Source organism: Planotetraspora silvatica (genome assembly GCF_016863315.1).
GTDB classification, from domain to species: Bacteria; Actinomycetota; Actinomycetes; order Streptosporangiales; family Streptosporangiaceae; genus Planotetraspora; species Planotetraspora silvatica.
Genome location: NZ_BOOQ01000007.1, coordinates 114,695 through 139,316, shown reverse-complemented (window position 1 = coordinate 139,316; position 24,622 = coordinate 114,695). Strand labels below are relative to the sequence as shown.

Genomic DNA, 24,622 nt, shown 5'->3' with positions numbered 1-24,622 from the left:
AACTAGTCACTTGGTGACTCTGGCAGTGGACGAAGATTCTGTCAATGGAGCACAACGGGCAATTCATCGCACCGGCCTGGCACGGATATACGCGCCGCGCGACCGAGATGTCCTCAACCGAGCCGGTGATCGTGTGCACGTCGCACGCGTGGCGATCAAGACGTGGACGCCGACGGAAAGGGCTCGACCCAGGGGTGAGCGTGCTCTCCTACCTGGTCGGCGTCGCGCCACTCGCTTTCGATCCGTACGGCCGAGCCGCGAGGCGGATGCGATCGGAGCGATGACGGAAAGACCCCGCGATGACCGGGACCCCGCGGCGGCACGACCGCCCGGGCCTAAACAAGCCGTGCACCTGGCCAACAAGCCGTGCACCTGGCCTACAAGCCGTGCACCTGATCCGGCGACGGCCGGTCAGCTGAGGACGGCGTCCAGGAGCAGGATGCCCGCGCCGAGCAGCGCCGCGTCCGGACCTGAGCGCGTCACGGCGATCTCGAGGTCGCGGGTGGCCAGGGGCAGACAACGTTCGTACACGGCGGCGCGGATGGCCGAGATGAGCGGCTCCGCCTTGGACAGGCTGCCGCCGACCACGATGGCGTCGGGGTTGATGAAGTTCACCAGGACGGTGAGCACCTCGCCGATGAGGCGGCCGGCGTTCCTCACCAGGGCGGTCGCCTCCGGAATGCCGTCGTCCACCAGGGCGACGACGTCGGAGGGCCGCCCCACGGCGATCCCCTGCTCGGCGAGGACGCTCATCAGCGCGGCCCCGCTGGCGTAGGCCTCCAGGCAGTCGAGGTGGCCGCACGAGCACGTGACCGACGAGTCCGAACTGACGCGGACGTGGCTGATGTCGCCGGCCGCGCCGCGCCCGCGATGCAGGACGCCGTTGACGATCACTCCGCAGCCGATGCCGCTGCCGGCCTTCAGCACCAAGACGGTCTCGCAGCCCGGCCAGGCGCGGGCCTCCCCCACGGCCAGGAGATTGGCGTCGTTCTCGACGAGCACCGGCAGGTCGTAGTGAGCGCCGAGGTGCTCGGCGACGGGGAAGTTGTTCCACCCGGGCATCCGCGAGGGCGACACGACACGACCGCTGGCCGGATCCACGGGCCCGGGGAGGCCGATGGCGATCCCGCGCAGAGGGACCCCAGCCGGTCCGTGGGTCGCCAGCAGGTCGTCGAACGACGCCGCGATCCAGTTCAGAGTCGCCTCCGGCCCCAGGGCGATCTCACAGGGACGCTCCTCGACGACCAGAGGAGTGCCGCTGAGGTCGAGCAGGCCGAGACGCGCGTGGTGCCCCCCTAGGTCGGCCACCGCGAGCACGCCCGCGGTGGGACTGACCCGGAGCCTTCTCGGGCGCCGGCCGCCGCGCGAACTGACCGATCCCTCTTCGACGAGGAGGCCGCTCCCGATCAGTTCCTCGACGCGCAGGGAGACGCTCGACGCCGCCAGGCCGGAGAGACGGGCCAACTCCGCCCGCGACTCGGCGTGCCCGCCGGCGATGAGGCGCAGGAGATCGCCTTGCGCACCCCGCACCGGCAACCTCTCTTTGCCTGACATGGACAGAGGAATACCACGGGTTAACTTTGTACGGCAACACGTTGACCTACGCCAGAATCATCCATTACGGTCCGCTTTATCTTCGATTTCGAAAGAAGATGGCGATGATTCGAGTTCAAGGGCTCAACAAGTGGTTCGGTGAACACCACGTGTTGCGCGACATCGATCTTCACGTGGCCCAAGGAGAGGTCGTCGTGGTGATCGGTCCATCAGGGTCCGGCAAGTCCACGCTGTGCCGCTGCCTCAACCGGCTGGAGTCCGCCGGTTCCGGCGAGATCCTCATCGACGGTGTGCCCGCCCCCGTGGAGGGCCGCGAACTGGCCCGGCTCAGGGCCGACGTCGGGATGGTCTTCCAGTCGTTCAACCTCTTCCAGCACAAGACCGTGCTGGACAACGTGATGCTCGCGCCGATGAAGGTGCGCGGCCTCAGCCGTGCCGAAGCGGAGAAGACCGCCCGGGACCTGCTGGCCCGCGTCGGAATCGCCGAGCAGGCCGGCAAGATGCCCGGGCAGCTTTCCGGCGGGCAACAGCAGCGGGCGGCCATCGCGCGGGCGCTCGCCATGCGGCCCAAGGTGATGCTCTTCGACGAGCCGACCTCGGCCCTGGACCCCGAGATGGTCGGCGAGGTCCTGGACGTCATGGTCCAGCTCGCCGCCGACGGCATGACCATGGTCGTCGTCACCCACGAGATGGGCTTCGCCCGCAGGGCCGCCGACCGGGTGGTCTTCATGGACGACGGCCAGATCGTCGAAATGGCGGAGCCGAACGCCTTCTTCGAATCTCCCACGACGGACCGGGCCAGGAGCTTCCTGGCCAAGGTACTCACACACTGATCGCAAAGGATGGTGGGCCCGATGGTGTCCATGAGGCGGGTGGCCGCTGTCGCCGCCGTGTCGATGGTCGGCCTTTCGGCGGCCTGTTCCGGAACGGACTCGACGAGCTCGGCGGTGCCGGGCGCACCCAAGGACAACGGCGTGATCGCGCAGGCTCCGGTCGCCTCGGCCGCCGAGATCCTGCCCGGCTCGACGATGGAGAAGATCAAGCAGCGCGGCGAGCTGATCGTCGGCGGTTCGCTCGACGCGCCGCTGCTGTCCCAGCAGAACCCGACGACCGGCGAGGTCGAGGGGTTCGACGCCGACATGGGCAAGGCCCTGGCGAAGTACATCATCGGCCAGCCCAAGGTGAAGATCGTCAACGCGGCGTCCGAGACCCGTGAGGCGCTGCTGAGCAACGGCACCGTAGACGTCGTCTTCCAGACGTACACGATCACTCCGGAGCGGGCCGCGCAGGTCGCCTTCGCCGGGCCGTACTACTCCTCGGGCCTGTCCATCGCGGTGAAGAAGGGTGCGGCGGGGATCGCCAAGCCGGAGGACCTGAACGGCAAGACCGTCATCGCCGGCGCCAACACCCCCGCGATCACGGCCATCAAGAAGCTCGCCCCGCAGGCAACGATCGTGACGTTCGGCAGCGACCCCGAGTGCGTCCAGGCGCTCAAGCAGGACCGCGGCGTCGCCTACGTCCAGGACGAGACGCTCCTCGTCGCCGACGCCCAGAAGGACCCGTCGATCCAGGTCGTCGGCTCGCCGTTCACGACCGACCCGTACGGCATCGGCCTGAAGCACGGCGACGACCAGTTCAAGAAGTTCGTCAACGACTGGCTCACGAAGATCCAGGGCCAGGGCGTCTGGCAGCAGATCTGGAAGGGCTCCCTCGGCACGGTCGTGCAGGGTGAGGCCCCGACTCCGCCGCAGATCGGATCGGTTCCGGGTTCCTGATGTCCGCGTTCCTCGATCACCTGCCCGAGTTCTGGCAGGGGCTGATCGTGACCCTCCAACTGACCGCGGCGTCGTTCGCCGGCGCCGCGGTCGTGGGTCTGCTGATCGCCGCCATGCGGGTCAGCCCGGTCCCCGTCCTGCGCGGGATCGGCACGGCCTACGTGGAGACCCTGCAGAACCTGCCGCTCCTCGTCCTGCTGGTCCTCGCGGTCTTCGGCCTGCCGGAGATCGGCCTGCAGGCCGGCCTCCAGGTCACGGCCACCGTCGTCATCGCGCTCTACGAGGGCGCCTACATCGCCGAGGCGCTGCGGTCCGGCGTCAACGCGGTCGCCTCAGGTCAGGGTGAGGCGGCTCGGGCGCTCGGGCTGACCTTCGGCCAGTCCCTGCGGCACGTGGTCCTGCCCCAGGCGCTGCGGACGGTCATCCAGCCGATCGGGAACATCTTCATCGCCCTGACGATGAACACCTCGCTCGCGGCGGCGGTCGGCGTCGTCGAACTGACGGCCGCCGCCAACCGGGTCAATCTCCTGGAGGCCCAGCCCATTCCGATCTTCGTGGGCGCCGGCCTGGCCTACGCGGTCGTCGCGGCCTGCGCCGGCTTGGTGACCGGCCGGCTCGAACGCCGACTGGCGGTGGTCCGGTGAGCAACGTGTTGTTCGACGAGCCCGGCCCGCGGGCGCGCCGCAGGATCAGGATCGCGACCATCGCAGGGGCGGTCGTCCTGCTGGGCCTGGTGGCGCTCGCCGTCCGCCAGTTCGCCGCGAACGGCCAGCTCGCCGCCGACCGCTGGCAGCCGTACGCGACCTGGCCGATGTGGCGCTACCTGCTCGGCGGGCTGTGGTCCACCGTGCTCGCGGCGGTCGTGTCGGCCGCGCTCTCGATGGCGGCCGGCCTGGCACTCGCGCTCGGGCGGCTTTCCCGGCGGCCGTGGGTCCGGATGCCGTCGGCCGCCTACGTGGAGACCGTGCGGACGATCCCCGTACTGGTGCTGGTCTACGTCGTGCTGTTCGCGCTGCCCCGGTACGGCCTGGACCTGCCCCTGTTCTGGAAGCTCGTCGTGCCGCTGACCGTCTCGAACGCCTCGTTGTTCGCGGAGGTCTTCCGGGCGGGAATCCTGTCCATCGAGCGGGGCCAGAGCGAGGCCGGGCTCGCGGTCGGGCTGACGCAGGGGCAGACCATGCGCCTGATCGTGCTGCCGCAGGCGGCCCGGCGCGTCCTGCCCTCGATCGTCAGCCAGTCGGTCGGGCTGCTGAAGGACACCTCGCTCGGCTTCGTCGTCAGCTACGCCGAACTGCTCTACAGCGGCAAGGTGCTGGCGAACTACAACGGCCTGCTCATCCAGACCTACATCGTCGTCGCGCTGGTCTATCTGGTGGTCAACGCATCGCTGTCCAAACTGGCCCGCACTCTCGAGGCGCGCCAGCCGCGAAGGAGGCTGTTCCGTGTCTGAGTTCGTCCCGCTCGCCGAGGTGGTGCGGTCGGGGTTCGTGGAGAGCGTGCACTTCGGCAGCGCCGTCGCTCTCACGCCCGACGGCCGCACCGCCGTCGCGCGCGGCCAGGTCGGCGCGCCGGTGTTGCCGCGCTCGTCCGCCAAGCCGTTCCAGGCGCTCGCCTGCCTGCTCTCCGGCGCCGACCTGTACGGCCCGCGCCTGGCGATCGCGGCGGGAAGCCACACGGGTGAGGACTTCCACGTGCGGCTGGTCTCCGAGATTCTGGCCGAGGCCGGGCTCGGATTCGACGCCCTGGGCTGCCCCACCGACTGGCCGGAGGACGAGGCCACCCGGCACACGCTGATCCGAGGCAGCCGGGGACCGTCGCGTGAGCGGATGAACTGCTCGGGCAAGCACGCCGCGATGCTCGCCGCGTCGGCGGTCTCCGGCTGGGCCGTCGACTCCTACCTCGACCCCGGCCATCCCGTCCAGCAGCGGGTCCGCGCGGTCGTCGAGGAGCTGTCGGGAGAGAAGGCGGCCCACGTCGCCGTCGACGGTTGCGGCGCGCCGCTGTTCGGCATCTCGCTGGAGGGTCTGGCGAGAGCCGTACAGGCCATGGTGCTCGCCGAGCCGGGGACGGCGCCGCGGGCGGTCGCGGACGCGATGCGCGAACACCCCGAGTACGTCGGCGGGACCGGTCACGTGAACACCTCGCTCATGCGGGCGCTGCCGGGCGCGGTGGCGAAGGGCGGGGCCGAAGGGGTGCTCGTCGTCGCGCTCGCCTCGGGGCACGCGGCGGCGGTCAAGGTCATCGACGGGAGCCCGCGTGCCACGACCGCGATCGCTCTGGCGACGCTGCGGGCGGCGGGCGGAGACGTCACGCCGGCCGCGGAGTTCGCGACTGTTCCGGTGCTGGGCGGGGGAATCCCGGTCGGCGAGATCCACGCCTCGGGGGAATCATGAGCCTCACGTACGAGATCTGCATCGACAGCACGGCGGGCGCGCTGGCGGCCGAACGTGCCGGTGCGCATCGGGTCGAGCTGTGCTCGGCGCTCTTCGACGGCGGCCTGACGCCGACCCTCAGCGCGGTCGAGGCGACCCGCGCGGCGGTCTCGTCGATCCGGTCGCGAGTCCCGCCGTCCACCGCAACCCGTATCCGTTCATGGGCGGGGAGCTGCGCCGGCCGGAGTACGTCCGCCAGGTCACCTCGCCCGCGCTGGTGTCCGAGGTGATCTCCGCCTCCGCGCGTTAGCCGTCCGAGTCGTGTGTGTGGCCTGGCCGACCCCGGCCAGGCCACATGCTGGCCAGGCCACATCAGGTCACATCGTGGGCTCTGCCGCGCCGACCCCGGCCTTGCGGTCCACGCGCCAGGCGAACAGGACGTGCACGAGCCCACCCGCACCAGGCAGCGCGGTGGCCAGGAACACCCCCAGGGCCAGGTAGTACAGGAAGCCGGTCGGAGTGTCCTCGCCGGAAAGCGTGAGAGCCGCCGTGAGCGCCGTCGCCGCCGCGATGCCGAGAAGGACGAGGTAGAGAGCCAGGCGGTTCCTCAGCGTCCAGGTCGTCCGGAGTTCGCGCCAGAGGGACCAGACGACCGGGACGGTCAGCATCGGACTCCCGCCGACGGCGTATCCGAGGGCGAGAAACGGGTGGGCGATCATGTAGCCCCCAGTCGCCACGATCCCGGCACTCCAGATGTGCTCAGGAAGATCGCAGACGTCCCTGAGCCAGATTCCCCCGCCGAACACGACCGCGAGACCGGCGATCGTGAGGGCGTACCGGCTCCACGGCCGGGGTTCCGGCGCTGACGTTTCGATCACGACGCCAATCATGGCGGCCGGCCGAAATCCCCGCCACGTCCGATGTCGATCCCGCCGGGGGCCGTTCGTATGGAGGATGAGACTCGTCCAAGCGCGAAGGAGTACCCCATGAAGCAGTACATGCTCAGCGTGATCCAGCCCGACGGGGATCCGCCCCCGCCCGAGATCATGGATTCGATCACGCGGAACCTCGACGCCCTGAACCAGGAGATGAAGGCCGCCGGCGTGTGGGTCTTCGCCAGTCGTCTGCACCCGGCGAGCACGGCGACCGTGCTGCGGGTCAAGGACGGCGACGTGCTCATGACCGACGGACCGTACGCCGAGGGCAAGGAACATCTCGGCGGGTTCACGATCATCACGGCGCCAGACCTCGACGCGGCGCTCGAATGGGGCAGCAAGCTCGCCCAGGCGATCGGCCTGCTCCCGATCGAGGTGCGGCCGTTCGCAGACGAGGCCTGACGCCTGGAAGCCGGGACCCGCGGAGACGGTGATCAGCCGGTCGCCCGCGCCCCGTGGAGGACCAGGGCCACCGCTCTGTCGGTGAAGTCCTGGTCCAGGGGCATCTGCCGGAACACGACCCGCAACCAGACGGCGCCGGCGAGCAGATCGACGATCATCATCGGATCAGCCGACGCGTCGATCTCCCCCCGCTCGCGGGCCCGCTCGAAGATCGGCAGCTCTCGGGCGAAGCGGTCGGCGAAGAAGCCCTTCGCCGCGTCGGCCAGGGCGGGATCGTGTACGGCGGCGCCCAGCGCGGCGACGGCGATGTCGGACGCCGGAGGGATGGTGAGCAGCTGTGCGACGCCGTCGACCAGGCTCCGGAGATCTCCGGCGAGGCTGCCGGTGTCCGGCGCCTCGAAGTCGAGCGCATCCGCCTCGACGAGCGCCGAGCCGAGCAGGGCGGCCTTGGACGGCCACCAGCGGTAGATCGTCGTCTTGTTGACCTCGGATCGCGCGGCCACGCCCTCGATGGTGAGGCCCTCATACCCCTTCTCCGCGAGCAACTCGAGCGTCGCGTCCAGGATCTGCCGCTTCTTGCGAGGAGCCATGTCCGGGAGTGTAGTGCAACGCACCGTTGCGTTGTACTTTGAAGCAAAAACAACGCACCGTTGCGTTGCATTCGAGGAGGTCGCGGTGGGACTGCCGATCGTCTTCATCCATGGGATTCGGGTCAGCGGCACGATGTGGGACCCGGTCAGAGCCCATCTCACGAGCCCGTCCGCCGCCCCGGACCTGCCGGGCCACGGTTGCAGGCGCGGCATGCCGTACGACATGGACGCGGCCTGCGAGGTCGTCGCCGGCCACATCACCGATCTGGGCGGACGGGCACTCGTCGCCGGGTTGTCCCTCGGCGGCTACGTCGGCATCGCCACCGCCGCGCGCCACCCCGCCCTCGTGGCCGGCCTGGTGGCGATGGGCTGTACGGCGAAGCCCACCGGGAGTCGCGCCGCGGTCTACCGCCTCGCGGGCAGGCTCGCCGCCCGCAACCCCTCGCTGGCCGGCCGCCTGAGTGCGTACGGCTTCCGCAGGGCGCTTCCGGGGCCGGTCGCGAAGGCGTTCGCCGCAGGTGGCGTCTCCTGCGAGGTGGTGCCCTCGGTCGTCGAGGCCGTCGCCGCCGAGGATCCCGTGGCCTCGCTCGCGGCCTATCCCGGCCGGGTATGGCTGGTGAACGGCTCCCGCGACCCCTTCCGCGTCGACGAAGAGGAGTTTCTCCGGGCGTGCGCCCGTGGCAGTCTCACCCATCTGCCCGGACGGGGGCACCTCACCGTGCTCGCCGACCCCGCGAGGATCGCCCGTTTCATCGAGAGCGCCGCGCGAGCCGGAGATTCCACCACATCCATGGAAACTCTCGCACCATAAACCCCACCATAACCATAATCGGGATTATTTTACCCAGATATGGTCAGAAGTGACGTTAATGTCATGGCAGCCTCAAATGCATGCATACAAGGAAATTTATCCCGGTAGTGTGCATGGCCGTTCTTGGCCTGTTCACCGGGTTCTCCGCGCCGGCGCTGGCCCAGTCCGCACAGGCGCCCGCCTCATCCGTCCACTCCGCCACAGTGGACACCGCGCCACCGGTCTACGGCCGGGCGACCTACCTGCTCGACGCCTCGACGGGCGCGGTCCGGCTGAACGACGACGGTGCCCGGCGCATGCCGATCGCCAGCCTCACCAAGATGATGACCGCCTACGTCGTCCTCAGGCAGGCCAAGCTGACCGACACCGTCACCATCACGGCTGACGACGAGCGATATGCCAACGACAACGACGGCACGAGCGCCGATCTCGATCCCGGCGACCGCGTCCAGGTGAAGGACCTGCTCTACGGCCTGATGCTGCCGTCGGGCGCGGACGCCGCCCACGCGATGGCGCGCACCTACGGCCCCGGCGTCGACAAGTTCGTCGGCAAGATGAACGCCGCCGCCCAGCAACTCGGGCTGAAGGACACCCACTACGTCAACCCCGACGGACTGCCGATGGCCGGCGGCGACGGCTACTCCACCGCACAGGACCAGGCCCGGCTGGCCGCGGCCGCCCTTCGCGACAAGACGTTCGAGAAGGTGACCTCCACGCAGCAATACAGCATCGGTTCGACCGCGGCGCACGGCGCCCACACGTGGAACAACACCAACGAGATGCTCGACCTGCCGGGCGCGCTCGGCGTGAAGACCGGCTTCACCCAGGCCGCGGGCTTCTGCCTGGCGTTCGCGGCGGACCGCCAGGGACATCGGCTGATCGGCGTCATCCTCGGCGAGGACGTCTCCAGCAGGCGGTTCCGCACCGCCGAGTCTCTGCTGGACTGGGCGGCGGACAACCCGGCGTCCCAGCGGAACTCCGCCGCGTAGCGCCGTCGGCCGTCATCGCGGCCTTAAAGGCTGATACTCGGGCAAATAGGTTGATAACTGGTGCCAGACTGGCGACCCGTCGGGCGTGTGCACGTTCAGATCGACGCCCGCGGTTAGCGAGGAGGATTCGGTGGACAAGCCGGACTGGGCCGGACCCCTGACCGAGGCGTACGAAAGGTCTCTGGGCTATCTGACGGCCCTGCCCGACCGGCCGGTGGGCAACACGATGAACTGGCCGGATCTGCGCGAGGCACTCGGCGGGCCGTTGCCGGAAGGACCGGAGGACGCGCGGGACGTGGTCGCGAAGCTGGCCACGGCGGCCGAGCCGGGTCTGGTGAACACACCGAGTGGCCGCTTCTTCGGATTCGTCGTCGGCGGCGCCCATCCCGCGGCGCTGGCCGCGGACTGGCTCGCGACCACGTGGGATCAGAACGCCTGCCTGGCCGCCCTCGCCCCGTCCGCCTCGGCGGTGGAAGAGGTCGCCGGAGAGTGGCTGGTGCGGCTGTTCGGGCTCCCGGTCCAGACGTCGGTGGGGTTCGTCACCGGCGGTCAGATGGCCAATTTCACGGCGCTGGCCGCCGCCCGGCACGAGATGTTGCGCCGGGAAGGCTGGGACGTCGAGGCCGACGGGCTGGCCGGGGCGCCCCGCCTGCGCGTGCTGGCGGGCAGGCAGCGACACGACAGCATCGACCGCGCGCTGCGCTTCCTCGGCCTGGGCCGCAACGCGATCACCCCCGTGGAAACGGACGACCAGGGGCGGATGCGCCCCGACGCGCTCGCCGAGGCGCTCGCGGAGGGTGGCGGGCCGACGATCGTCTGCGCCCAGATCGGCGGCGTCAACACGGGGGCGTTCGATCCCGTGGGAGAGATCTGCGCGATCGCTCACGAGGCCGGGGCCTGGGTGCACGTCGACGGCGCCTTCGGGCTGTGGGCCGCGGCCGTCCCTCGGTTGCGGCATCTGACGGCGGGCGTCGAGCAGGCCGACTCGTGGGCCACCGACGGGCACAAATGGCTCAACGTGCCCTACGACTCCGGCATGGTCTTCTGCGCCCATCCGGAGGCGCACCGGGCCGCGATGGGCATCCGGGCCGGTTATCTCATCCACGGCGCCGACGGGGAACGCGATGCGATCGACTACACCCCCGACTTCTCCCGTCGCGCCCGCGGGTTCGCGGTGTACGCCGCCATCCGGACGCTCGGCCGCACCGGCATCGCCGACCTGGTGGAGCGCTGCTGCACGCTGGCGGCCAGGTTCGCCGAACGGCTGGCCGCCCACGACGACGTCGAGGTGCTCAACGACGTGTCCCTCAACCAGGTGCTGGTGCGTTTCCTCTCTCCCGACGGCGACCATGACGGTCACACCCGCGCGGTGGTGGATCGGGTGCAGCGGGAGGGGACCTGCTGGATGAGCGGGACGATCTGGCAGGGCCGTGCCGCGATGCGGATATCGGTGTCGAACTGGTCGACCGATCAGGACGACGTGGACCGGTCCGTCGAGGCGATCCTCCGGTGCGCCCGGCCGGACGCCGGAGACCGATGACGCGCGACGGCCGCCGGTCGGGAGACCGGCGGCCGCGCGGAACATCAGGGAGAACGGAGAGTGGTCAGCGGACGTTGCGGACCTTGACCGTCTCATTGCGGTAGCTCTTGCTGTTGCCGTCCGGCTTGTAGTTGCCCTCGACGTTGCCCGCGATGTCCACGGCGAACCAGTGGACCTCGGTGGTCTTGTCGACGGTGATCTGCTGCGCACCCTCACGCATGCCCGCCGCGGCGAGGCGGGGCGAGTTCAGCGTCGGCCGGCTGCCGTCCAGCGTGTAGTACACGTTGGCCGGCTCGTCCATCGTGAAGGTGAACGTGGCCGAGGTGTCGGTGCGGCCGGTCACCTCGAGCTTCGACTTCGGCCGGTCGTTGTCGTCGGAGAACGACCTGGCGACCTCGAGGATGGCGAGCTGGCCGTTGGCGAACTCCATCGCCTCCTCGTGTCCCTCGGCGAAGTCAGGCTGGAAGCCCACCGCATCGAACTGCTTGGTGGCCGGGTTGTAGACGTCCGCGCCCACCTCGAAGTCCCAGCCGATGATGCCGCGGTTGAACCAGTGCTCGTCGGCGCTGTTGCCCGCCGCCGAGTACAGCACGTCCGGGACCGGACCGGTCTGGCCGGGCCAGATCCCCGTGCCGCGCCACGCCTGAACCGCCGACAGGATGTGGCTGGAGGCGTCCCAGAAGTAGTTCTCCGTGCCGAAGTCGACCCGCGGGAGCAGCTCGCGGCCCGCCGTCTTGTAGGCGCCCGGAGGCCACATGAAGTAGCCGCCGTAGGAGTGCGTGTTCATCGCGAACTTGATGTTCGGGTACTGGTGGGTCAGCCAGACCTCGTTCTGCGTCTCCGGCTCCGACAGCTCGGACGGACCGGCGAACGTGCCGCTGGTGCAGCTCGACGAGGCGCCGCTGTACCCGTCGAACAGCGAGCCGACGGTGAAGTTGCGGTTCAGGTCGACGCCCCACGAGTTACGCGACGCCGGGTCCCCGGAGGTCGCGGGGCAGTAGTTGGTCATGTTCTTGCGCTGCATGTTGTAGTCGTAGAAGCTGTACGTCCCGCCGTCGGGGTTCACCGTCGGCATGATGAAGATGTCGAGGTTGTCGACCAGCTTCTTCGTCGCCGGGTCGCTGTCGTAGTTCCGCAGCAACCGCTCGGCGGTCTCCACACAGGTCAGCGGCGTCACCCACTCGCGGGCGTGCTCCTGGCAGTAGAGGAACACACCGACCTTCGAGCCGTCACGCTTCTTGCCGATGCGCAGCGCCTTCATCTGGAACGGGGCCCGCGAGACGCTCGGCGGCGCCTTCAGGTTGTCGGTCAGCTTCGTCGCCGGCGCGGCGGCCACCAGGCCCGCGCCCGCGTTGCCCCGGTAGGTCGACGCCGTCAGCAGCGCCGCGGCGGCGGTGTCGGCGTTGATCGCGTCCACCACCTGGCGGGCGGTGCTGCTGATCGCGCCGGCGGCGTCGGTGGCCAGGGTGACCGTGACGTTCTTGCCGGCGACCGCGATCGACAGCGGGGCGGAGGCGGTGGTCGGCTGCGCCACCGTCACGCCGATGTCGTTGCCGCCCTCGCTTCCGTACGCCTTGGAGGTCACGTAGAAGGTGCTCGCCGTGACCGTGCCGAACTGCGCCTGAGCCGCCCGGCGGTAGCCGTTCGTCTTGTTCGGCAGGTCGATGATCTGCGAGATGTTCGGGAACTGCCTGGCGAGGGAGGTGATGCGACCTGTGACCTCGGTGGGGTCCATGTAGTGGTCGACGAAGTCCTCGACGTAGTGCTTGCTCGGCGGCTTGCGCTTTTCACCGAGCCACTTGTTCACCGGCACGGTGACCGAGCCGCCGCGGCTGCTGGTGATGGTCACCTTGGTGGGCGCCGCGGTGATCGGCAGCGGGGCGCTGAACCGGTGGTACATGTACTGGCCGGCGTCGGTGAACCGCGACATCGTCGCCGTGCCGCCGGAGTCGGGCGCGGTCTTCGGGCCGCTGTCCCACGTGGCGGTGAGCACCGTCTCGGCGTCCGTGGCGCTCGACTTGACCTCTACCGAGAGGAACCGCTGGTCGTCGAGGCTGGTGAACCACTCGGCGCGCAGCGGGGTGAGAGTGTCGGTCTCGTCGGCGGTCGCCTGGGCCGACATGATCGCGGACTTCCGCTCGGCCTGGTTCTGGGCGTAGTCCGACTGGTCGGAGATGGCGCCCCGGACGTCGAAGCCCTGGTCGCGGAGGTCCTGTGCCTCCTGCGGGCTGAGGACGGCGTGGACCTCGATGCCGTTGTCGAGAGGCTTCTTGTACTCGGCGAGGTCGACGCCCATGTCGTTGAGCCGGTCGACCGCCGCCTGGTCGGGCACGACGATGCGGAGCAGCGCCACACCGTTCTGGTCGGTGCTGGGCTGCCGATCCGGCACGACCTGACCGGCCTGCGGAGAGGGATCGGCGAGAACGGGGTTCGGACTGAGAGTGAGGGTGAGGGCAATGGGCAGGGCCAGTACGACCGCTACGCGGCCGACCCTGCCATTGATGGAACGCCCCATGACAGATTCCTCCAGTTGGCACACGATTTCCCGGGGAGGGGGTTATCCCGGCAGAATGTGCGCAATTGTCATGATCTTCGCTAGGCAGTGAATCTTCGTCAAGGGCCTAAATCTCCATATTTGGTGCGTCCGGTAATGTAACAGAATCTTTATCTAGAACTTATGGACCATGGCCATATTTCGCGATAAGGACATGCTTTTCGCGTAATTCGTGACCGTTACGCTCGGCGAGCATGGATACCGATGACGTGTGGGGCCTCGTCCACCAGGCCCGATCAGAGCTCGACGAGGAGACCCGCGACGACGCCGAGGCGGTGGCCCGGCAGATGGTCGCGCTGCTGTCCCAGCGAGAACCGGCCGAGATCGTCGCATTCGAACGGCCGCTCTGGGACCTGCTCAACGCCTCCTATCGAGCGGACCTGTGGGCGGCCGCGTATGTGATCAACGGCGGCGCCTCGGACGACGGATTCGACTACTTCCGGGGCTGGCTCGTCGCCCAGGGCGAGGCGGCGTACGGCCAGGCGATCGAAGACCCCGACTCGCTCGCCGACGTCCCCGCCGTCCGGAACGCGCACGCCCAAGGCGACGACCTTCAGGGGGAGGACGTCCTCAGCGCGGCCTGGAACGCCTATCAGGCCGTGACGGGCGAGGAACCGCCGCCGTGGTCCTTCTCGGTCCGGCATCCCCGCCTGGATCCGGACTGGGATTTCGACTTCGGCGACGAAAAGGAGATGCGACGCCGCCTGCCCCGGCTGACGGCCCTCTTCTACGGACCGGCCCAGTGACCTGCGGCGAGGCCGTCAGGCGCAAACACTCTCGATCGGTGCGTCGCCGGGGGCGCATAAACCGATGCCGAGGGAAATGCCTAACCGGCGCTCCACTCTGTCGGAGAGATAGGTGACGACGATGCCCCTGCCGAACGCGGGTGAAGGCGTCCACATTGAGGTCCCCCAGATTCTCCCCGAACCCGACTCGTGTGACGGTGACCGATCCGCCGCGATCGAGGCAGAGCGGGATATTGCCGAACAGGTAGGGATCTCCCAGCAGGCTGTCACCTACGCTCATGACTGCGTCTCAGGCTCCTCCACCGAGGGATCGCTCCGGAGACGCAATCGGACGGGCCGCAGGAAACACCGCACCCCCACGTGAGCGCGTACGTGTTTCCCCCGGGCGGCCCGTCCGGAGGGTCCCGTCGGTCAGCTCGCGCTATGTGCGACCTCGGAGTGTGAGCGGCCGTGGTGGTCGTCGTGACCGTGGCCCTCGTGACCGTGGCCGTCGTGGTCGTCGTGACCGTGTCCCCGGCCGTGGTGCGGCCGCCGCAGCCCGGAAAGGTCCCGCTTGGCGACGCTGTTGCGATCGGAGACGTGGTTGCCCAGCGCGAACTGCGGCCAGTAGCCCAGGATCTCCTGCCGGCTGCGCTCGCTCCACGCGCGCGCCAGCTCGCTGCGGCACTTGTAGAAGTTCAGCGCGTACCCCTCGGTGTGCAGCCTGAGCAGGGAGAAGCCTCCGGGGTACTCCTTGACCGCGGCGACCTCCTGCAGCGTGACGCCGGGCGCGGCGGGGCTGACGGTGCGGTGGTTGCGGTGCGTGTGCCCGGCATGGTGAAGGAAGACGCCGGGGGTCTTCGCGTACGCGCCGAGGACCGCGGCCGCCTGAGCGGCGTCGAGGGAACTGCCCGGAGTGATCGGGAACGGCGAGTCGGTCATCACGAGCGGGTGGTGCCCGAAGACGACGGTCGGCTGGTCCCTGTGCGCGGCCAGATCGGCCTGGAACCACGACATCTGCTCCGGCGACATGCCGCCGGCGTCGCCGCCGTTGCCCGGCTTGTCGTAGGTGTCGAGGCCGATCACGTGCAGCCCCGAGAGGTCCTTCGAGAAGTACGTCAGCTCGTCCTGGGGGAAGTAGGCGTCCTGGAAGCAGTCGTTGCCCTGCCACCTGCCGACCCGGCAGGTGGCGTAGGCGTCCCCGCTGTGCGCGCGGTCATGGTTCCCGCGCGTGACGAAGTAGTCCTCGCGGTACCGCCCGAACCGGGTCAGAAGTTGCCGGGACCGGTTGAGGTCGGCGGGCACGGCTTCGGCCGAGATGTCGCCGGCCGCCAGAAGGTAGGTCGGGTCGAGCCTGGCGACGTCGTCGACCAGGGACTCCAGCATCACCTCCGGGTACGGCGGCAGCCCGGGAACCTGGGAGATGCCGATGTACTGCGGTTGGCCGCCGACCAGCCCGGCCTGGGTCTCCCCCATGTGCAGGTCGTTGCAGAGCACGATCGAGAACAGGAAACGTCCCGGCGGCGGCTGCGGCGTCGTGAAGGAGAAGGGGCCGTTCGTGCCGCGACCGTAGTCGGAGGTCCCCACCGCGTTGCCGGCGATGAGGGTGAACTCCATGGGCGAGGCGAGCTTCCCGTTGGATCGCGCCTGGTAGTAGTAGGTCTGGCCAGGTTCGAGGTCGGTCAGTTCCACGTGGTGGTAGGGCGTGTGCGAGCGGATGCCGCCCGCGACGCGGTTCAGCCGCGAGGGATGGGTGCCGTAGACCACCTCTCCGTCGGCGGGCGCGGGGACCATCCGGCCCAGGCCGTCGTCGGTGCCGGGCACGCCGGTGTACCACGTGATCACCGCCCGGTCCTCGGTGAGCGTCACGAGTTCCAGGTTGACGGGCATCACGTCCGTGGGCTTGGCCGAGGCGTAGGCGCGTGCGGGGCCCATGCCGGTGAGCGGCACGGCGGCCGCCGCCACCGCCGTCCAGCGGAGCAGGTCTCTGCGGGTGAAATCACATCCAGGCATACGGCAGAAATTAATTCCGGACGTTGAACGTCACCGCCCCCGTACGGCGAACAGCTGATCGACTGGGCAATGACAATCCATGAAGCGCGGCACGGCCCGCCCCACCCGAGGAACGTCGTGTGCGCGACGTGCCGCCCCGGCCGGCCTGCCGCGTCGCCGTACTGCCGTGAGCCGATGCGCGCGGGAGCGTCCCGGACGTGAACAAGAAGGTGGTCGAGCCTTCTCCGGACGTTTCCTCAGGGGTCACGGATCATCGGCAGGTTGGGACCCGTGGTCGCGCCCGCCCGGGTCCCGCGAAGCTTGCCGGGCCGTCGTGCCACGACTCCTCTGCACCATCGCGCCACACCGTCCGGGGGCACGCCCCCTTCCGTACATCGGACCAGGAGACGCATGTGACCAGATTCCGCAGCACCGCCGCGGCCCTACTTGCCGGAGCGGCCGTCATGGCCCTCGCGAACCCGGCGTCCGCGACCTCGTCAGGAAGACATCACCACAAGAGCTTCGACCTCCAGGCTCACCGTGGCGGCCTCGGTCTCGTCGTGGAGAGCACGCTCGACTCCTTCGCCAGCGGGCTGCGCGTCGGCGTCAGCACGCTGGAACTGGACATCCAGATCACCGAGGACGGCAAGGCCGTCGTCACGCACGACCGCAAGGTGGACGGCCGCAAGTGCCAGGACACCGGGCCCGTCTCCCCCGGCGACCCCGAATACCCCTATGTCGGTAAGTATGTGAACACGCTCTCCCTCGCCCAGGTCAGGACGCTGGACTGCGGGTCGAAGCCGCTGACGGAGTTCCCCGGGCAGCGGCCCGCCCCCGGGGCCCGGATGCCGCTGCTGAGCGAGGTGTTCGACCTGGTCAAGCGCTTCCACGCGCACGATGTGAAGCTGAACGTCGAGACCAAGGTCGAGGCGGGCGCCCCGGCGGAGACCGCGCCGCGTGAGCAGTTCGTCCAGGTCGCCGCGCGGGAGATCCGCCGCGCTCACATGATCAAGCAGGTCACGATCCAGAGCTTCGACTGGGGCTCGCTCATGCGCATGCGGAAGGTCGAGCCGCGGCTTCCGCTGGTGGCGCTCACCAACTACGACTTCCTCCAGACCGGCCAGCCCGGCGCGTCGCCCTGGCTGGGCGGCATCGACATCGACGCCTTCGGCGGCGACCCGCTGAAGGCGATCAAGTCGTTCGGGGCCAAGGCCTTCTCGCCCGTCCACGGGTTCCCGCAGAACGGGAAGGTGACCGACCCCGGCTACCGGCCGTACGTCACGAAGGCGATGGTCGACGAGGCCCACCGGCTCGGCCTGAAGGTGATCCCCTGGACCGTCGACGACGAGCCCACCATGAACAAGCTCATCGATGACGGCGTCGACGGCCTCATCACCGACTACCCCGACCGCCTGCGGGCGGTGCTCGCCGACAGGGGCTTCACTCTGCCCAGGCAGTACAGGGGCCCCCGCGGCTGACCCCGTCACCCCGACCGCCCCGAACTCCCCGACCGCCCACGCAGGCGCCTCCGTCTGCGTGGGCGGCCCGGTGCTCAATCGTCGAGGGCGGCCAGGTCGTCGGGCGTCAGGCGGATCCGCCCCGCGGCCATGTTCTCCTCCAGATGCTCGAGAGAACCCGTGCCGGGGATCGCGAGCATCACCGGTGAGCTCGCCAGCAGCCACGCGAGCGCGACCTGCGGCGTCGTGGCCTGGTGGCGCTCCGTGACGCCGGCGAGACGGGCGCCGTCGATCGGCCGCCGCCCGCCGCCGAGCGGGAAGAACGGCACGAAGGCGATCCCGGCCTCCTCACATCGGTCCAGAACCTCGGCGTCGCCGCGGTCCTGCACATGGAAGCTGTTCTGCACGGCCGCCACCGGTGCGATCCGCTGGGCCTCGGCCAACTGGGCGGCATCGACGTTGCTCACGCCGAGGTGCCTGATCAGCCCTTCCTCGCGCAACTCGGCCAGGGCCGCGAACCGGTCGGAGATCGAGAACCCGCCGGGGGCGTTCATGCCTCCCACTCGCAGGTAGACGAGGTCGAGCCGGTCCACGCCGAGGCTGCTCAGGTTGTCCTCCACGAGTCCGCGCAGTTGCGCGGGGCCGGCCTCACCGCTCGGCACTCCCGAGGAGTCCAGCAACGGCCCGACCTTCGTCGCGATCACAAGCCCGTCCCCGTACGGCGCGAGCGCCGTCTTGATCAGGTCGTTGGCCACCACCCCGCCCCGGCGGTAGAACCACGCCGTGTCGATGTGGTTCACGCCCAGTTCGAGCGCGCGGCGAAGCACCGCGACGCCCGTCTCCGGGTCGCGGGCGGGACCGTCGAAGGTGCCGGTCGGCAGCCGCATCGCGCCGAAACCGAGCCGGTTGACCGGCAGTTCTCCGCCGAGGCGGAACTCCCCTGTGAGCGCGGCGGGAGAAACCGAATATCCGTTCGTCGTCATATGGGCAAGACTCCTCCGCCGGCGGAGCCGGGTCGATGCGATGGCAACAAGCTGCCACCCCGGCCGGGCCGGTCATAATGGATGAATGACTGCTAACCAGGTCATGACCGTCCGCGGTGACGCGGAGCTCGTCGCTCGCGCGGGTCATCTGTTCGCCGGCGCCCGTCACGAGTTCGTGTGCGCGGCCCGCGATCTGGACACGTGGTCGCAACCTGAGGCACGGGAGGCGATCAGCGGCCGGATGCACGCGGACGGCACGGCCGGTTTCGTGGTGCGCAAGCTGCTCACGCCGGCCGCCCTCGCCGACGAGGCGTCGCGACGGCACCTTGGCCAGATCACGGCCGCGGGCGGCCGGGTGCGGATCAGCTCGGCACCGCTCCCCCACGAAACGATCATCATCGACCGGCGGGTGATGATCCTCGCGAGCCCTGAGGCTCCGGGCCCACGCGAGTTCACCGTCACCACTTCGCCCGCGCTCGTCAGCGGCGTGCACGCCCTCTTCCTCGCCGCGTGGGACAACGCGACCGACCTGGCGGCCTATCTGTCCGGCGACCGGCCCCATCTCGACGACGACAACCGGGCCGTCCTGCGCGCTCTCGGCGCCGGATACACCGACGAGACCGCGGCCAGAGGCCTCGGCCTGTCCGTGCGCACCTACCGGAGACGGGTCGCCGAGCTCATGGCCACGCTGGAGGCCGATTCCCGGTTCCAGGCCGGGCTACGCGCGGGCGAACTCGGCCTCACCGGCTAGCCCTACCCGCCGGCGCCGCCCCTGTCCGGGCGGGGCGGTTGCGCCGGAGCCAGACGACGTCGCGGCCGAAGGACCACACCAGGGACGCCAGCGCCGCTCCGACCGAGACGGCCTCGACGGGGTACGGCAGCACGCCCGAGGCGGCCACGACGAGCACGATCCCCTGCGTCGCCGCCACGACCTTCCTGGCGAAGCTCGGCGGCAACGCCGACCGCAGCCAGGGCGTCGTCCAGCCGGCCACGACGAAGGCGTACCGCATGGCGCCGATCACCAGCACCCACGCGCCCAGGGAGACCGAGACGTAGACGCTCAGGACCAGGATCAGGAAGGCGTCGACCTCCATGTCGAAGCGTGCGCCCAGCTTGGACACGGTCCCGGTGCGCCTGGCGACCTGACCGTCGACGGCGTCGAGGATCAGGGCCACCGTGGCGAGTGTGACGAGGATCACCAGCGACAGCCCTCCGGCCGGGTGATCCGTCATCACCAAGACCGCCACGAGCGCCGTCACACCCCCGACGAGCAGCGCGCGAGCCAGCGTGACATGATCGGCCGGGCCCAGTGAGCGGGTTCCCGACCGCCTGGCGGCGACGGCGAGGAACACCCACAGGGCGGCCGTGTAGACGACCCCGGCGGCCAGGCTCGCCGTGCTCAGGCCCACGACGGCGTGGAGGAGGCCCAGCAGGCCGACCTGGACACCCGCCCCGGCGGCCTGTTCCCAGTGGATTGAACCCGCGCCGAACTGTGCACGTGTTGTTGGAGTAGTTCGTATGGACGGTGCCGTCATTCGGAACCCCTGTACTCATTCGTACCCATATGTACCATCTATCCACCAATTGAGGAGATGCCCGGTGATACGTACGGCACGTGCCTTCTGGTTCACGTCTCCCGGAGAGGGCGAGATCAGATCGGTCGCCCTGCCGGAGCCAGGCCCAGGCGAGGTGCGGGTCCGTACGCTCTGCTCGGGGGTCAGCCGGGGCACCGAGACCCTGGTCCTGCGCGGCGGCGTGCCCGAGAACCAGTACGACGTGATGCGGGCGCCGTTCCAGGAGGGCGACTTCCCCTGGCCCGTGAAGTACGGCTACCTCAACGTCGGGGTCGTCGAGCACGGGCCGCCGGATCTGCTCGGCCGTCCCGTCTTCTGCCTCTACCCCCACCAGACCCGTTACGTGGTCCCCGCCGAGACGGTCGTCCCCGTGCCGGACGGGGTGCCCCCGGAGCGGGCCGTGCTCGCCGGAACCGTCGAGACCGCGGTGAACGCCCTGTGGGACGCGGCGCCACTGGTCGGCGATCGGATCGCCGTCGTCGGCGCCGGGATGGTCGGCTGCGCCGTGGCCGGGCTGCTCTCGGGATTCCCCGGCGTCGGCGTCCAACTGGTCGATGTGAATCCCGCGCGGGCCGGTGTCGCCGCGGCGCTCGGCGTCGGCTTCGCGTCGCCCGATGAGGCCGAGGGCGAGTGCGACCTCGTCGTCCACGCCAGCGCCACCGAGGCGGGACTGCTCCGGTCCCTCGAGTTGCTCGCGCCCGAGGGAACGGTCATCGAGCTCAGCTGGTACGGCGACCGCCGGGTCAGCCTGCCCCTGGGCGAGTTCTTCCACTCCCGCCGTCTGACCCTCCGCAGCAGCCAGGTGGGCATGGTGTCCCCGGCCCGGCGTGCGCGCCGCGGCTTCTCCGACCGGCTGTCGCTGGCGTTGCGCCTGCTCGCCGATCCCGTGTTCGACGCGCTGATCACCGGCGAGAGCGGGTTCGAGGACCTGCCCGGGGCGATGTCCCGTCTCGCCGGCGATCCGTCCGCTCTGTGTCACCGAATCGTCTACGACCCCGCCCAGCCCTGAGAGGTTCCACCTTGTTCAGCATCACCGTTCGCGACCACGTCATGATCGCTCACAGCTTCCGCGGCGAGGTCTTCGGCCCCGCGCAGCGGCTGCACGGGGCGACGTTCGTGGTCGACGCGACGTTCCGCCGCGCCGACCTCGACGCCGACAACATCGTCGTCGACATCGGGCTGGCGACCCAGGAGCTCAGCGCGGTGCTCGCCGATCTCAACTACCGCAACCTCGACGACGAGCCCGCCTTCACCGGCGTCAACACCTCGACCGAGTACCTGGCCAAGGTCATCGCCGACCGGCTCGCCGACCGGGTTCACGCGGGCGCGCTCGGAGAGGGGGCCCGCGGGCTCGCGGGAATCACCGTCTCCCTGCACGAGTCGCATGTCGCCTGGGCGACGTACGAGCGCACCCTGTGAGCACGGCCGCCGTGTTCGCCGTGCTGCCCGGCGACGTCGACGACGTGGCCGCCCCGAGCGGCGGCAACGTCTACGACCGCCAGGTCTGCCAGGGGCTCGCGGCGGGCGGTCTGCCGGTCCACGAGATCGCCGTGCGGGGAGCCTGGCCGCGACCGGATGACGACGCCCGGACGGAGCTCGCCCGGGCGCTCGCCGCGGTGCCCGATGACGCGGTCGTCCTCCTCGACGGGCTCGTCGCGTGCGGGGTCCCCGACGTGATCGTCCCGCACGCCGGGCGGCTGCGCCTGGCGGTCCTGGTCCACCTGCCGCTGGGCGACGAGATCGGGCCGGAGCCGGACGCGGCGGCGGACCTGGACGCCCTCGAACGGGAGACCCTGCACGCCGCCGGAGTCGTCGTGGCCACCAGCCCCTGGACGGCGCGCCGGCTGATCGATCACCACGGGCTGCCGGGAGAACGGGTCCACGTGGTCTCCCCCGGCGCCGACGGCGCGCCCCTGGCGTCCGGCACCGACGGCTCCTCCCGGCTGCTCTGCGTCGGCTCTGTGACCCCGACCAAGGGCCACGACCTGCTTGTCGAGGCCCTCGCGGACGTCCGGGAGCCGTCCTGGAGCTGCGAGATCGTCGGGCCGCTGAGCCGGGATCCCGCGCATGTCGGCCGTTTGCGGTGGCTGATCGATCGTCTCGGGCTCGCCGGCCGTGTACGGCTGGCCGGCCCGCTGACGGGTGAGCGGCTGGCCGGGGAGTACGCGGGCGCCGACCTCGTGGTGCTCCCGTCCCGCTCGGAGACGTACGGCATGGTCGTGACCGAGGCGCTGGCGCGCGGGGTCCCGGTGCTGGCCACGGCCGTGGGCGGCGTGCCGCAGACCCTCGGTGAGGCTTCCGATGGCAATCCGCCGGGAATCCTTGTATCTCCGGAGGACCCCGCGGCGATCTCGGCGGGGCTTCGCCGCTGGTTCGGCGATCCCGGCCTGCGGCGCCGGCTCCGGCTCTCGGCACGCGATCGCCGTGACCGGCTGGAACCGTGGCATGAGACGGCACGGCGCATGGCCGTCGTGCTCGGACGACTACAAGGAGGGACACGATGAGCACGCCGGCATCCGGCGGCGAGCCGGCCCGAGTCACCCCGGACTGGCTGGCGTTGCGCGAGGGCGCGGACGCCGCGGCCAGAGCGGCCGAGCTGCTCGACCCGCTGCGGGCCTACCTGGCGGAGGTCGCACCGGAGCGGCTGGTCATCCAGGATCTCGGTTGCGGCACCGGCTCACAGGTCCGATGGCTCGCCGGGCGGCTGCGCGGCCCGCAACACTGGATCCTCCGTGATCGTGATCCCGAGCTGCTCGCCCACGTCGATGAGGGCGTGCCCACCTCGGCGGCCGACGGAGGCCCGGTGACGGTCGAGACCCGCCAGGGAGATCTCACCGCTCTGCGCGCCGACGACTTCGGCGGCACGTCGCTGGTGACCGCGTCCGCGCTGCTGGATCTGCTCACGTTCGACGAGATCGACGATCTGGCCGCGGCGTGTGTCGACGCCGGCTGCCCGGCGCTGCTGACCCTGTCCGTCGCGGGCAGGGCCGACCTGTCCCCCGCCGACCCTCTCGACGCCGAGCTGGCCGAGGCCTTCAACGCCCATCAGCGACGCACGACCGGAGGCCGCCGTCTGCTCGGCCCCGACGCCCCCGACGCCGCCACCAAGGCCTTCGAGCGACGCGGAGCTGTGGTGCGGAGCCGTCCGAGCCCCTGGCGGCTCGGCGCGGACTCCGCCGCTCTGGCGGAGGAATGGCTGCGCGGGTGGGTCGCCGCCGCCTGCGAGCAGCGGCCCGACCTCACGTCCCGGACGGATCCCTACCTGCGCAGAAGGCTCCAGGCCTGCCACGCGGGCGAGCTCGGCGTCGTCCTCCACCACACCGACCTGCTCGTGCTCCCCCCGAGGGCGGTCGCCGCGTGACGCTGATGCGCAGGCTCTGGCCCTGGCTGCGGATGCTCATCGGAGCGGGCATCCTGGGGATCCTCGTGTGGCGCCTCGGCACGGGCGCCTTCGTGGACGGGCTTCGCGTGATCGACGGCCGGTCGGCGATCGCGGCCCTCGTGATCGGCCTGGCGACCACCGTGGTCAGCGCCTGGCGCTGGTGTCTCGTGGCGCGTCGACTCGACCTGCGGCTGTCGCTGCCGACGGCCGTCGCGGACTGTTACCGGGCGCTGTTCCTCAACGTGCTGCTGCCCGCGGGAGTGCTCGGGGACGTCCACCGGGCGGTGAGTCACGGCCGGCAGTCCGGGAACGTGGGCCGGGGCGTGCGCGCCGTGGTCCTCGAACGGTTCGCCGGCCAGGTGGTGCTCATCGCCGTGGGTGTGACGGTGCTGCTCACCCAGCCCGCGCTGATCTCGGCCGTGGCCCACGACCTCGCGCCGGGCAGCGCGCTGACGATCGGGGCGCTGGTCCTGCTCGCCGTCCTCCTCGTGATCGGCGGATGGACCCTGTCGCGGCGGGGCGGGGCACCGTGGCACCGCGCCCTCGCGACGGCATGGACGGAGGGGCGCACCGCCCTGCTCGCCCGCGACGTCTGGCCGCGGGTGGCGCTGCTGTCCGCCGGCGCGGTGGCGGGGCACCTCGTCCTCTTCCTCGTCGCCGCCCGCACCGCGGGATCACACGCGACGGTCTCGCAGTTGCTGCCGCCGCTGGTTCTGACGCTCCTCGTGATGGGCCTGCCGGTGAACATCGGAGGCTGGGGGCCGAGAGAGGCCGTCTCCACCCTGGCGTTCGGCGTCACGGGTCTGGGAGCCGCCCAGGGGCTCACCGCCGCGGTGGTCTACGGCGTCCTCACGTTCGTCTCCACGTTGCCCGGCGCCGTGGTGCTGTTCCTGCGCCGTGACGGCCGGCGGCGCGGCCAGGACAGGCCGCGGCCGGGCGGGACGGTCCACCCCGCCGTCCGGTGAACGCCCGGCGGTCTCCGGCTCC

25 protein-coding genes are annotated in these 24,622 nt (G+C 70.3%); 18 read left to right on the top strand and 7 right to left on the bottom strand.

Annotation, left to right across the window (positions count from 1 at the left end; translation table 11 throughout):
• Positions 1–411 precede the first annotated feature (411 nt).
• A complete protein-coding gene (locus Psi02_RS07120; protein WP_239094675.1) occupies positions 412–1,554 on the bottom strand; it encodes an ROK family transcriptional regulator in 1,143 nt (380 codons plus the stop codon).
• A gap of 104 nt (positions 1,555–1,658) precedes the next feature.
• On the opposite strand from Psi02_RS07120, the gene Psi02_RS07115 reads away from it, so the two are divergent.
• Genes Psi02_RS07115 through Psi02_RS07090 form a run of 6 tightly spaced genes read left to right on the top strand, consistent with a single transcriptional unit; the run spans position 1,659 to position 5,991 of the window.
• Positions 1,659–2,387: an amino acid ABC transporter ATP-binding protein gene (locus Psi02_RS07115; RefSeq protein ID WP_203972649.1), complete on the top strand. Its 729-nt coding sequence runs from the start codon at positions 1,659–1,661 to the stop codon at positions 2,385–2,387.
• A gap of 21 nt (positions 2,388–2,408) precedes the next feature.
• Positions 2,409–3,329: a glutamate ABC transporter substrate-binding protein gene (locus Psi02_RS07110; RefSeq protein WP_203972648.1), complete on the top strand. Its 921-nt coding sequence runs from the start codon at positions 2,409–2,411 to the stop codon at positions 3,327–3,329.
• The gene (locus tag Psi02_RS07105) at positions 3,329–3,973 is read left to right on the top strand and encodes an amino acid ABC transporter permease (protein WP_203972647.1); all 645 of its coding nucleotides are present in this window, start codon (positions 3,329–3,331) and stop codon (positions 3,971–3,973) included. The genes Psi02_RS07110 and Psi02_RS07105 overlap by 1 nt, the downstream gene beginning before the upstream one ends.
• On the top strand, positions 3,970–4,779 hold the full coding sequence (locus Psi02_RS07100) for an amino acid ABC transporter permease (RefSeq protein WP_203972646.1): 810 nt from the start codon (positions 3,970–3,972) through the stop codon (positions 4,777–4,779). The genes Psi02_RS07105 and Psi02_RS07100 overlap by 4 nt, the downstream gene beginning before the upstream one ends.
• Positions 4,772–5,722: an asparaginase gene (locus tag Psi02_RS07095; protein WP_203972645.1), complete on the top strand. Its 951-nt coding sequence runs from the start codon at positions 4,772–4,774 to the stop codon at positions 5,720–5,722. The genes Psi02_RS07100 and Psi02_RS07095 overlap by 8 nt, the downstream gene beginning before the upstream one ends.
• Positions 5,719–5,991: a copper homeostasis protein CutC gene (locus Psi02_RS07090; RefSeq protein WP_203972644.1), complete on the top strand. Its 273-nt coding sequence runs from the start codon at positions 5,719–5,721 to the stop codon at positions 5,989–5,991. Before Psi02_RS07095 ends, Psi02_RS07090 begins: the two co-directional genes overlap by 4 nt.
• Before the next feature lie 87 nt (positions 5,992–6,078).
• Here the strand turns inward: Psi02_RS07090 and Psi02_RS07085 are convergent, their stop codons facing one another.
• A complete protein-coding gene (locus Psi02_RS07085) occupies positions 6,079–6,579 on the bottom strand; it encodes a hypothetical protein (protein WP_203972643.1) in 501 nt (166 codons plus the stop codon).
• A 108-nt stretch (positions 6,580–6,687) separates the two neighbouring features.
• On the opposite strand from Psi02_RS07085, the gene Psi02_RS07080 reads away from it, so the two are divergent.
• Positions 6,688–7,038, top strand: a complete 351-nt coding sequence (locus Psi02_RS07080) for a YciI family protein (RefSeq protein ID WP_203972642.1) — start codon at positions 6,688–6,690, stop codon at positions 7,036–7,038.
• A gap of 32 nt (positions 7,039–7,070) precedes the next feature.
• On the opposite strand, the gene Psi02_RS07075 is transcribed toward Psi02_RS07080, so the two are convergent.
• Positions 7,071–7,628 carry a TetR/AcrR family transcriptional regulator gene (locus tag Psi02_RS07075; RefSeq protein ID WP_203972641.1) on the bottom strand — a complete coding sequence of 186 codons (558 nt, stop codon included), beginning with the start codon at positions 7,626–7,628 and terminating at the stop codon, positions 7,071–7,073.
• Positions 7,629–7,713: 85 nt separating this feature from the next.
• On the opposite strand from Psi02_RS07075, the gene Psi02_RS07070 reads away from it, so the two are divergent.
• The 3 genes from Psi02_RS07070 (at position 7,714) to Psi02_RS07060 (ending at position 10,968) form a co-directional block, all read left to right on the top strand.
• Positions 7,714–8,439: an alpha/beta fold hydrolase gene (locus Psi02_RS07070; RefSeq protein WP_239094674.1), complete on the top strand. Its 726-nt coding sequence runs from the start codon at positions 7,714–7,716 to the stop codon at positions 8,437–8,439.
• A gap of 113 nt (positions 8,440–8,552) precedes the next feature.
• On the top strand, positions 8,553–9,428 hold the full coding sequence (locus tag Psi02_RS07065) for a D-alanyl-D-alanine carboxypeptidase family protein (RefSeq protein ID WP_239094673.1): 876 nt from the start codon (positions 8,553–8,555) through the stop codon (positions 9,426–9,428).
• 130 nt (positions 9,429–9,558) lie between these two features.
• On the top strand, positions 9,559–10,968 hold the full coding sequence (locus Psi02_RS07060; protein ID WP_203972638.1) for a pyridoxal phosphate-dependent decarboxylase family protein: 1,410 nt from the start codon (positions 9,559–9,561) through the stop codon (positions 10,966–10,968).
• A gap of 64 nt (positions 10,969–11,032) precedes the next feature.
• Here Psi02_RS07060 and Psi02_RS07055 read toward each other — a convergent pair whose 3' ends face one another.
• Entirely contained in the window at positions 11,033–13,483 is a 2,451-nt protein-coding gene (locus Psi02_RS07055) for a M14 family metallopeptidase (RefSeq protein ID WP_203972637.1), read from the bottom strand.
• Positions 13,484–13,716: 233 nt separating this feature from the next.
• Between Psi02_RS07055 and Psi02_RS07050 the strand changes: the two genes are divergently transcribed.
• Complete coding sequence (locus Psi02_RS07050) at positions 13,717–14,268, top strand: DUF4240 domain-containing protein (RefSeq protein WP_203972636.1); 552 nt, start codon at positions 13,717–13,719, stop codon at positions 14,266–14,268.
• A gap of 411 nt (positions 14,269–14,679) precedes the next feature.
• Here Psi02_RS07050 and Psi02_RS07045 read toward each other — a convergent pair whose 3' ends face one another.
• On the bottom strand, positions 14,680–16,260 hold the full coding sequence (locus Psi02_RS07045; protein ID WP_203972635.1) for a purple acid phosphatase family protein: 1,581 nt from the start codon (positions 16,258–16,260) through the stop codon (positions 14,680–14,682).
• A 392-nt stretch (positions 16,261–16,652) separates the two neighbouring features.
• Here Psi02_RS07045 and Psi02_RS07040 point away from each other — a divergent pair, with 392 nt between their 5' ends.
• The gene (locus Psi02_RS07040) at positions 16,653–17,717 is read left to right on the top strand and encodes a glycerophosphodiester phosphodiesterase family protein (RefSeq protein ID WP_239094672.1); all 1,065 of its coding nucleotides are present in this window, start codon (positions 16,653–16,655) and stop codon (positions 17,715–17,717) included.
• Between the two features lie 74 nt (positions 17,718–17,791).
• Here the strand turns inward: Psi02_RS07040 and Psi02_RS07035 are convergent, their stop codons facing one another.
• The gene (locus tag Psi02_RS07035) at positions 17,792–18,679 is read right to left on the bottom strand and encodes an aldo/keto reductase (RefSeq protein ID WP_203972634.1); all 888 of its coding nucleotides are present in this window, start codon (positions 18,677–18,679) and stop codon (positions 17,792–17,794) included.
• Between the two features lie 85 nt (positions 18,680–18,764).
• On the opposite strand from Psi02_RS07035, the gene Psi02_RS07030 reads away from it, so the two are divergent.
• Complete coding sequence (locus tag Psi02_RS07030; RefSeq protein WP_203972633.1) at positions 18,765–19,430, top strand: helix-turn-helix domain-containing protein; 666 nt, start codon at positions 18,765–18,767, stop codon at positions 19,428–19,430.
• Here Psi02_RS07030 and Psi02_RS07025 read toward each other — a convergent pair.
• The gene (locus Psi02_RS07025; protein ID WP_203972632.1) at positions 19,420–20,214 is read right to left on the bottom strand and encodes a CDP-alcohol phosphatidyltransferase family protein; all 795 of its coding nucleotides are present in this window, start codon (positions 20,212–20,214) and stop codon (positions 19,420–19,422) included. The two genes, Psi02_RS07030 and Psi02_RS07025, sit on opposite strands and share 11 nt — an antisense overlap.
• Positions 20,215–20,278: 64 nt before the next feature.
• On the opposite strand from Psi02_RS07025, the gene Psi02_RS07020 reads away from it, so the two are divergent.
• Genes Psi02_RS07020 through Psi02_RS07000 form a run of 5 tightly spaced genes read left to right on the top strand, consistent with a single transcriptional unit; the run spans position 20,279 to position 24,600 of the window.
• Positions 20,279–21,262: a zinc-dependent alcohol dehydrogenase gene (locus tag Psi02_RS07020; protein WP_203972631.1), complete on the top strand. Its 984-nt coding sequence runs from the start codon at positions 20,279–20,281 to the stop codon at positions 21,260–21,262.
• 11 nt (positions 21,263–21,273) lie between these two features.
• Positions 21,274–21,672 carry a 6-pyruvoyl trahydropterin synthase family protein gene (locus tag Psi02_RS07015; RefSeq protein ID WP_203972630.1) on the top strand — a complete coding sequence of 133 codons (399 nt, stop codon included), beginning with the start codon at positions 21,274–21,276 and terminating at the stop codon, positions 21,670–21,672.
• Positions 21,669–22,757, top strand: coding sequence for a glycosyltransferase family 4 protein (locus tag Psi02_RS07010; protein WP_239094671.1), 1,089 nt, complete (start codon positions 21,669–21,671; stop codon positions 22,755–22,757). Before Psi02_RS07015 ends, Psi02_RS07010 begins: the two co-directional genes overlap by 4 nt.
• Positions 22,754–23,614, top strand: coding sequence for a class I SAM-dependent methyltransferase (locus Psi02_RS07005; protein WP_203972629.1), 861 nt, complete (start codon positions 22,754–22,756; stop codon positions 23,612–23,614). Before Psi02_RS07010 ends, Psi02_RS07005 begins: the two co-directional genes overlap by 4 nt.
• A gap of 5 nt (positions 23,615–23,619) precedes the next feature.
• Positions 23,620–24,600 carry a lysylphosphatidylglycerol synthase transmembrane domain-containing protein gene (locus Psi02_RS07000; RefSeq protein WP_203972628.1) on the top strand — a complete coding sequence of 327 codons (981 nt, stop codon included), beginning with the start codon at positions 23,620–23,622 and terminating at the stop codon, positions 24,598–24,600.
• Positions 24,601–24,622 lie beyond the last annotated feature (22 nt).

Excerpts from the sequence above, each read along its gene's own strand:
- Psi02_RS07120 (WP_239094675.1), bottom strand. The coding sequence starts at position 1,554 with ATGTCAGGCAAAGAGAGGTTGCCGGTGCGGGGTGCGCAAGGCGATCTC.
- Psi02_RS07115 (WP_203972649.1), top strand. The coding sequence starts at position 1,659 with ATGATTCGAGTTCAAGGGCTCAACAAGTGGTTCGGTGAACACCACGTG.
- Psi02_RS07110 (WP_203972648.1), top strand. The coding sequence starts at position 2,409 with ATGGTGTCCATGAGGCGGGTGGCCGCTGTCGCCGCCGTGTCGATGGTC.
- Psi02_RS07105 (WP_203972647.1), top strand. The coding sequence starts at position 3,329 with ATGTCCGCGTTCCTCGATCACCTGCCCGAGTTCTGGCAGGGGCTGATC.
- Psi02_RS07090 (WP_203972644.1), top strand. The coding sequence starts at position 5,719 with ATGAGCCTCACGTACGAGATCTGCATCGACAGCACGGCGGGCGCGCTG.
- Psi02_RS07080 (WP_203972642.1), top strand. The coding sequence starts at position 6,688 with ATGAAGCAGTACATGCTCAGCGTGATCCAGCCCGACGGGGATCCGCCC.
- Psi02_RS07075 (WP_203972641.1), bottom strand. The coding sequence starts at position 7,628 with ATGGCTCCTCGCAAGAAGCGGCAGATCCTGGACGCGACGCTCGAGTTG.
- Psi02_RS07065 (WP_239094673.1), top strand. The coding sequence starts at position 8,553 with ATGGCCGTTCTTGGCCTGTTCACCGGGTTCTCCGCGCCGGCGCTGGCC.
- Psi02_RS07055 (WP_203972637.1), bottom strand. The coding sequence starts at position 13,483 with ATGGGGCGTTCCATCAATGGCAGGGTCGGCCGCGTAGCGGTCGTACTG.
- Psi02_RS07050 (WP_203972636.1), top strand. The coding sequence starts at position 13,717 with ATGGATACCGATGACGTGTGGGGCCTCGTCCACCAGGCCCGATCAGAG.
- Psi02_RS07045 (WP_203972635.1), bottom strand. The coding sequence starts at position 16,260 with ATGCCTGGATGTGATTTCACCCGCAGAGACCTGCTCCGCTGGACGGCG.
- Psi02_RS07035 (WP_203972634.1), bottom strand. The coding sequence starts at position 18,679 with ATGACGACGAACGGATATTCGGTTTCTCCCGCCGCGCTCACAGGGGAG.
- Psi02_RS07030 (WP_203972633.1), top strand. The coding sequence starts at position 18,765 with ATGACTGCTAACCAGGTCATGACCGTCCGCGGTGACGCGGAGCTCGTC.
- Psi02_RS07025 (WP_203972632.1), bottom strand. The coding sequence starts at position 20,214 with ATGACGGCACCGTCCATACGAACTACTCCAACAACACGTGCACAGTTC.
- Psi02_RS07005 (WP_203972629.1), top strand. The coding sequence starts at position 22,754 with ATGAGCACGCCGGCATCCGGCGGCGAGCCGGCCCGAGTCACCCCGGAC.
- Psi02_RS07000 (WP_203972628.1), top strand. The coding sequence starts at position 23,620 with ATGCGCAGGCTCTGGCCCTGGCTGCGGATGCTCATCGGAGCGGGCATC.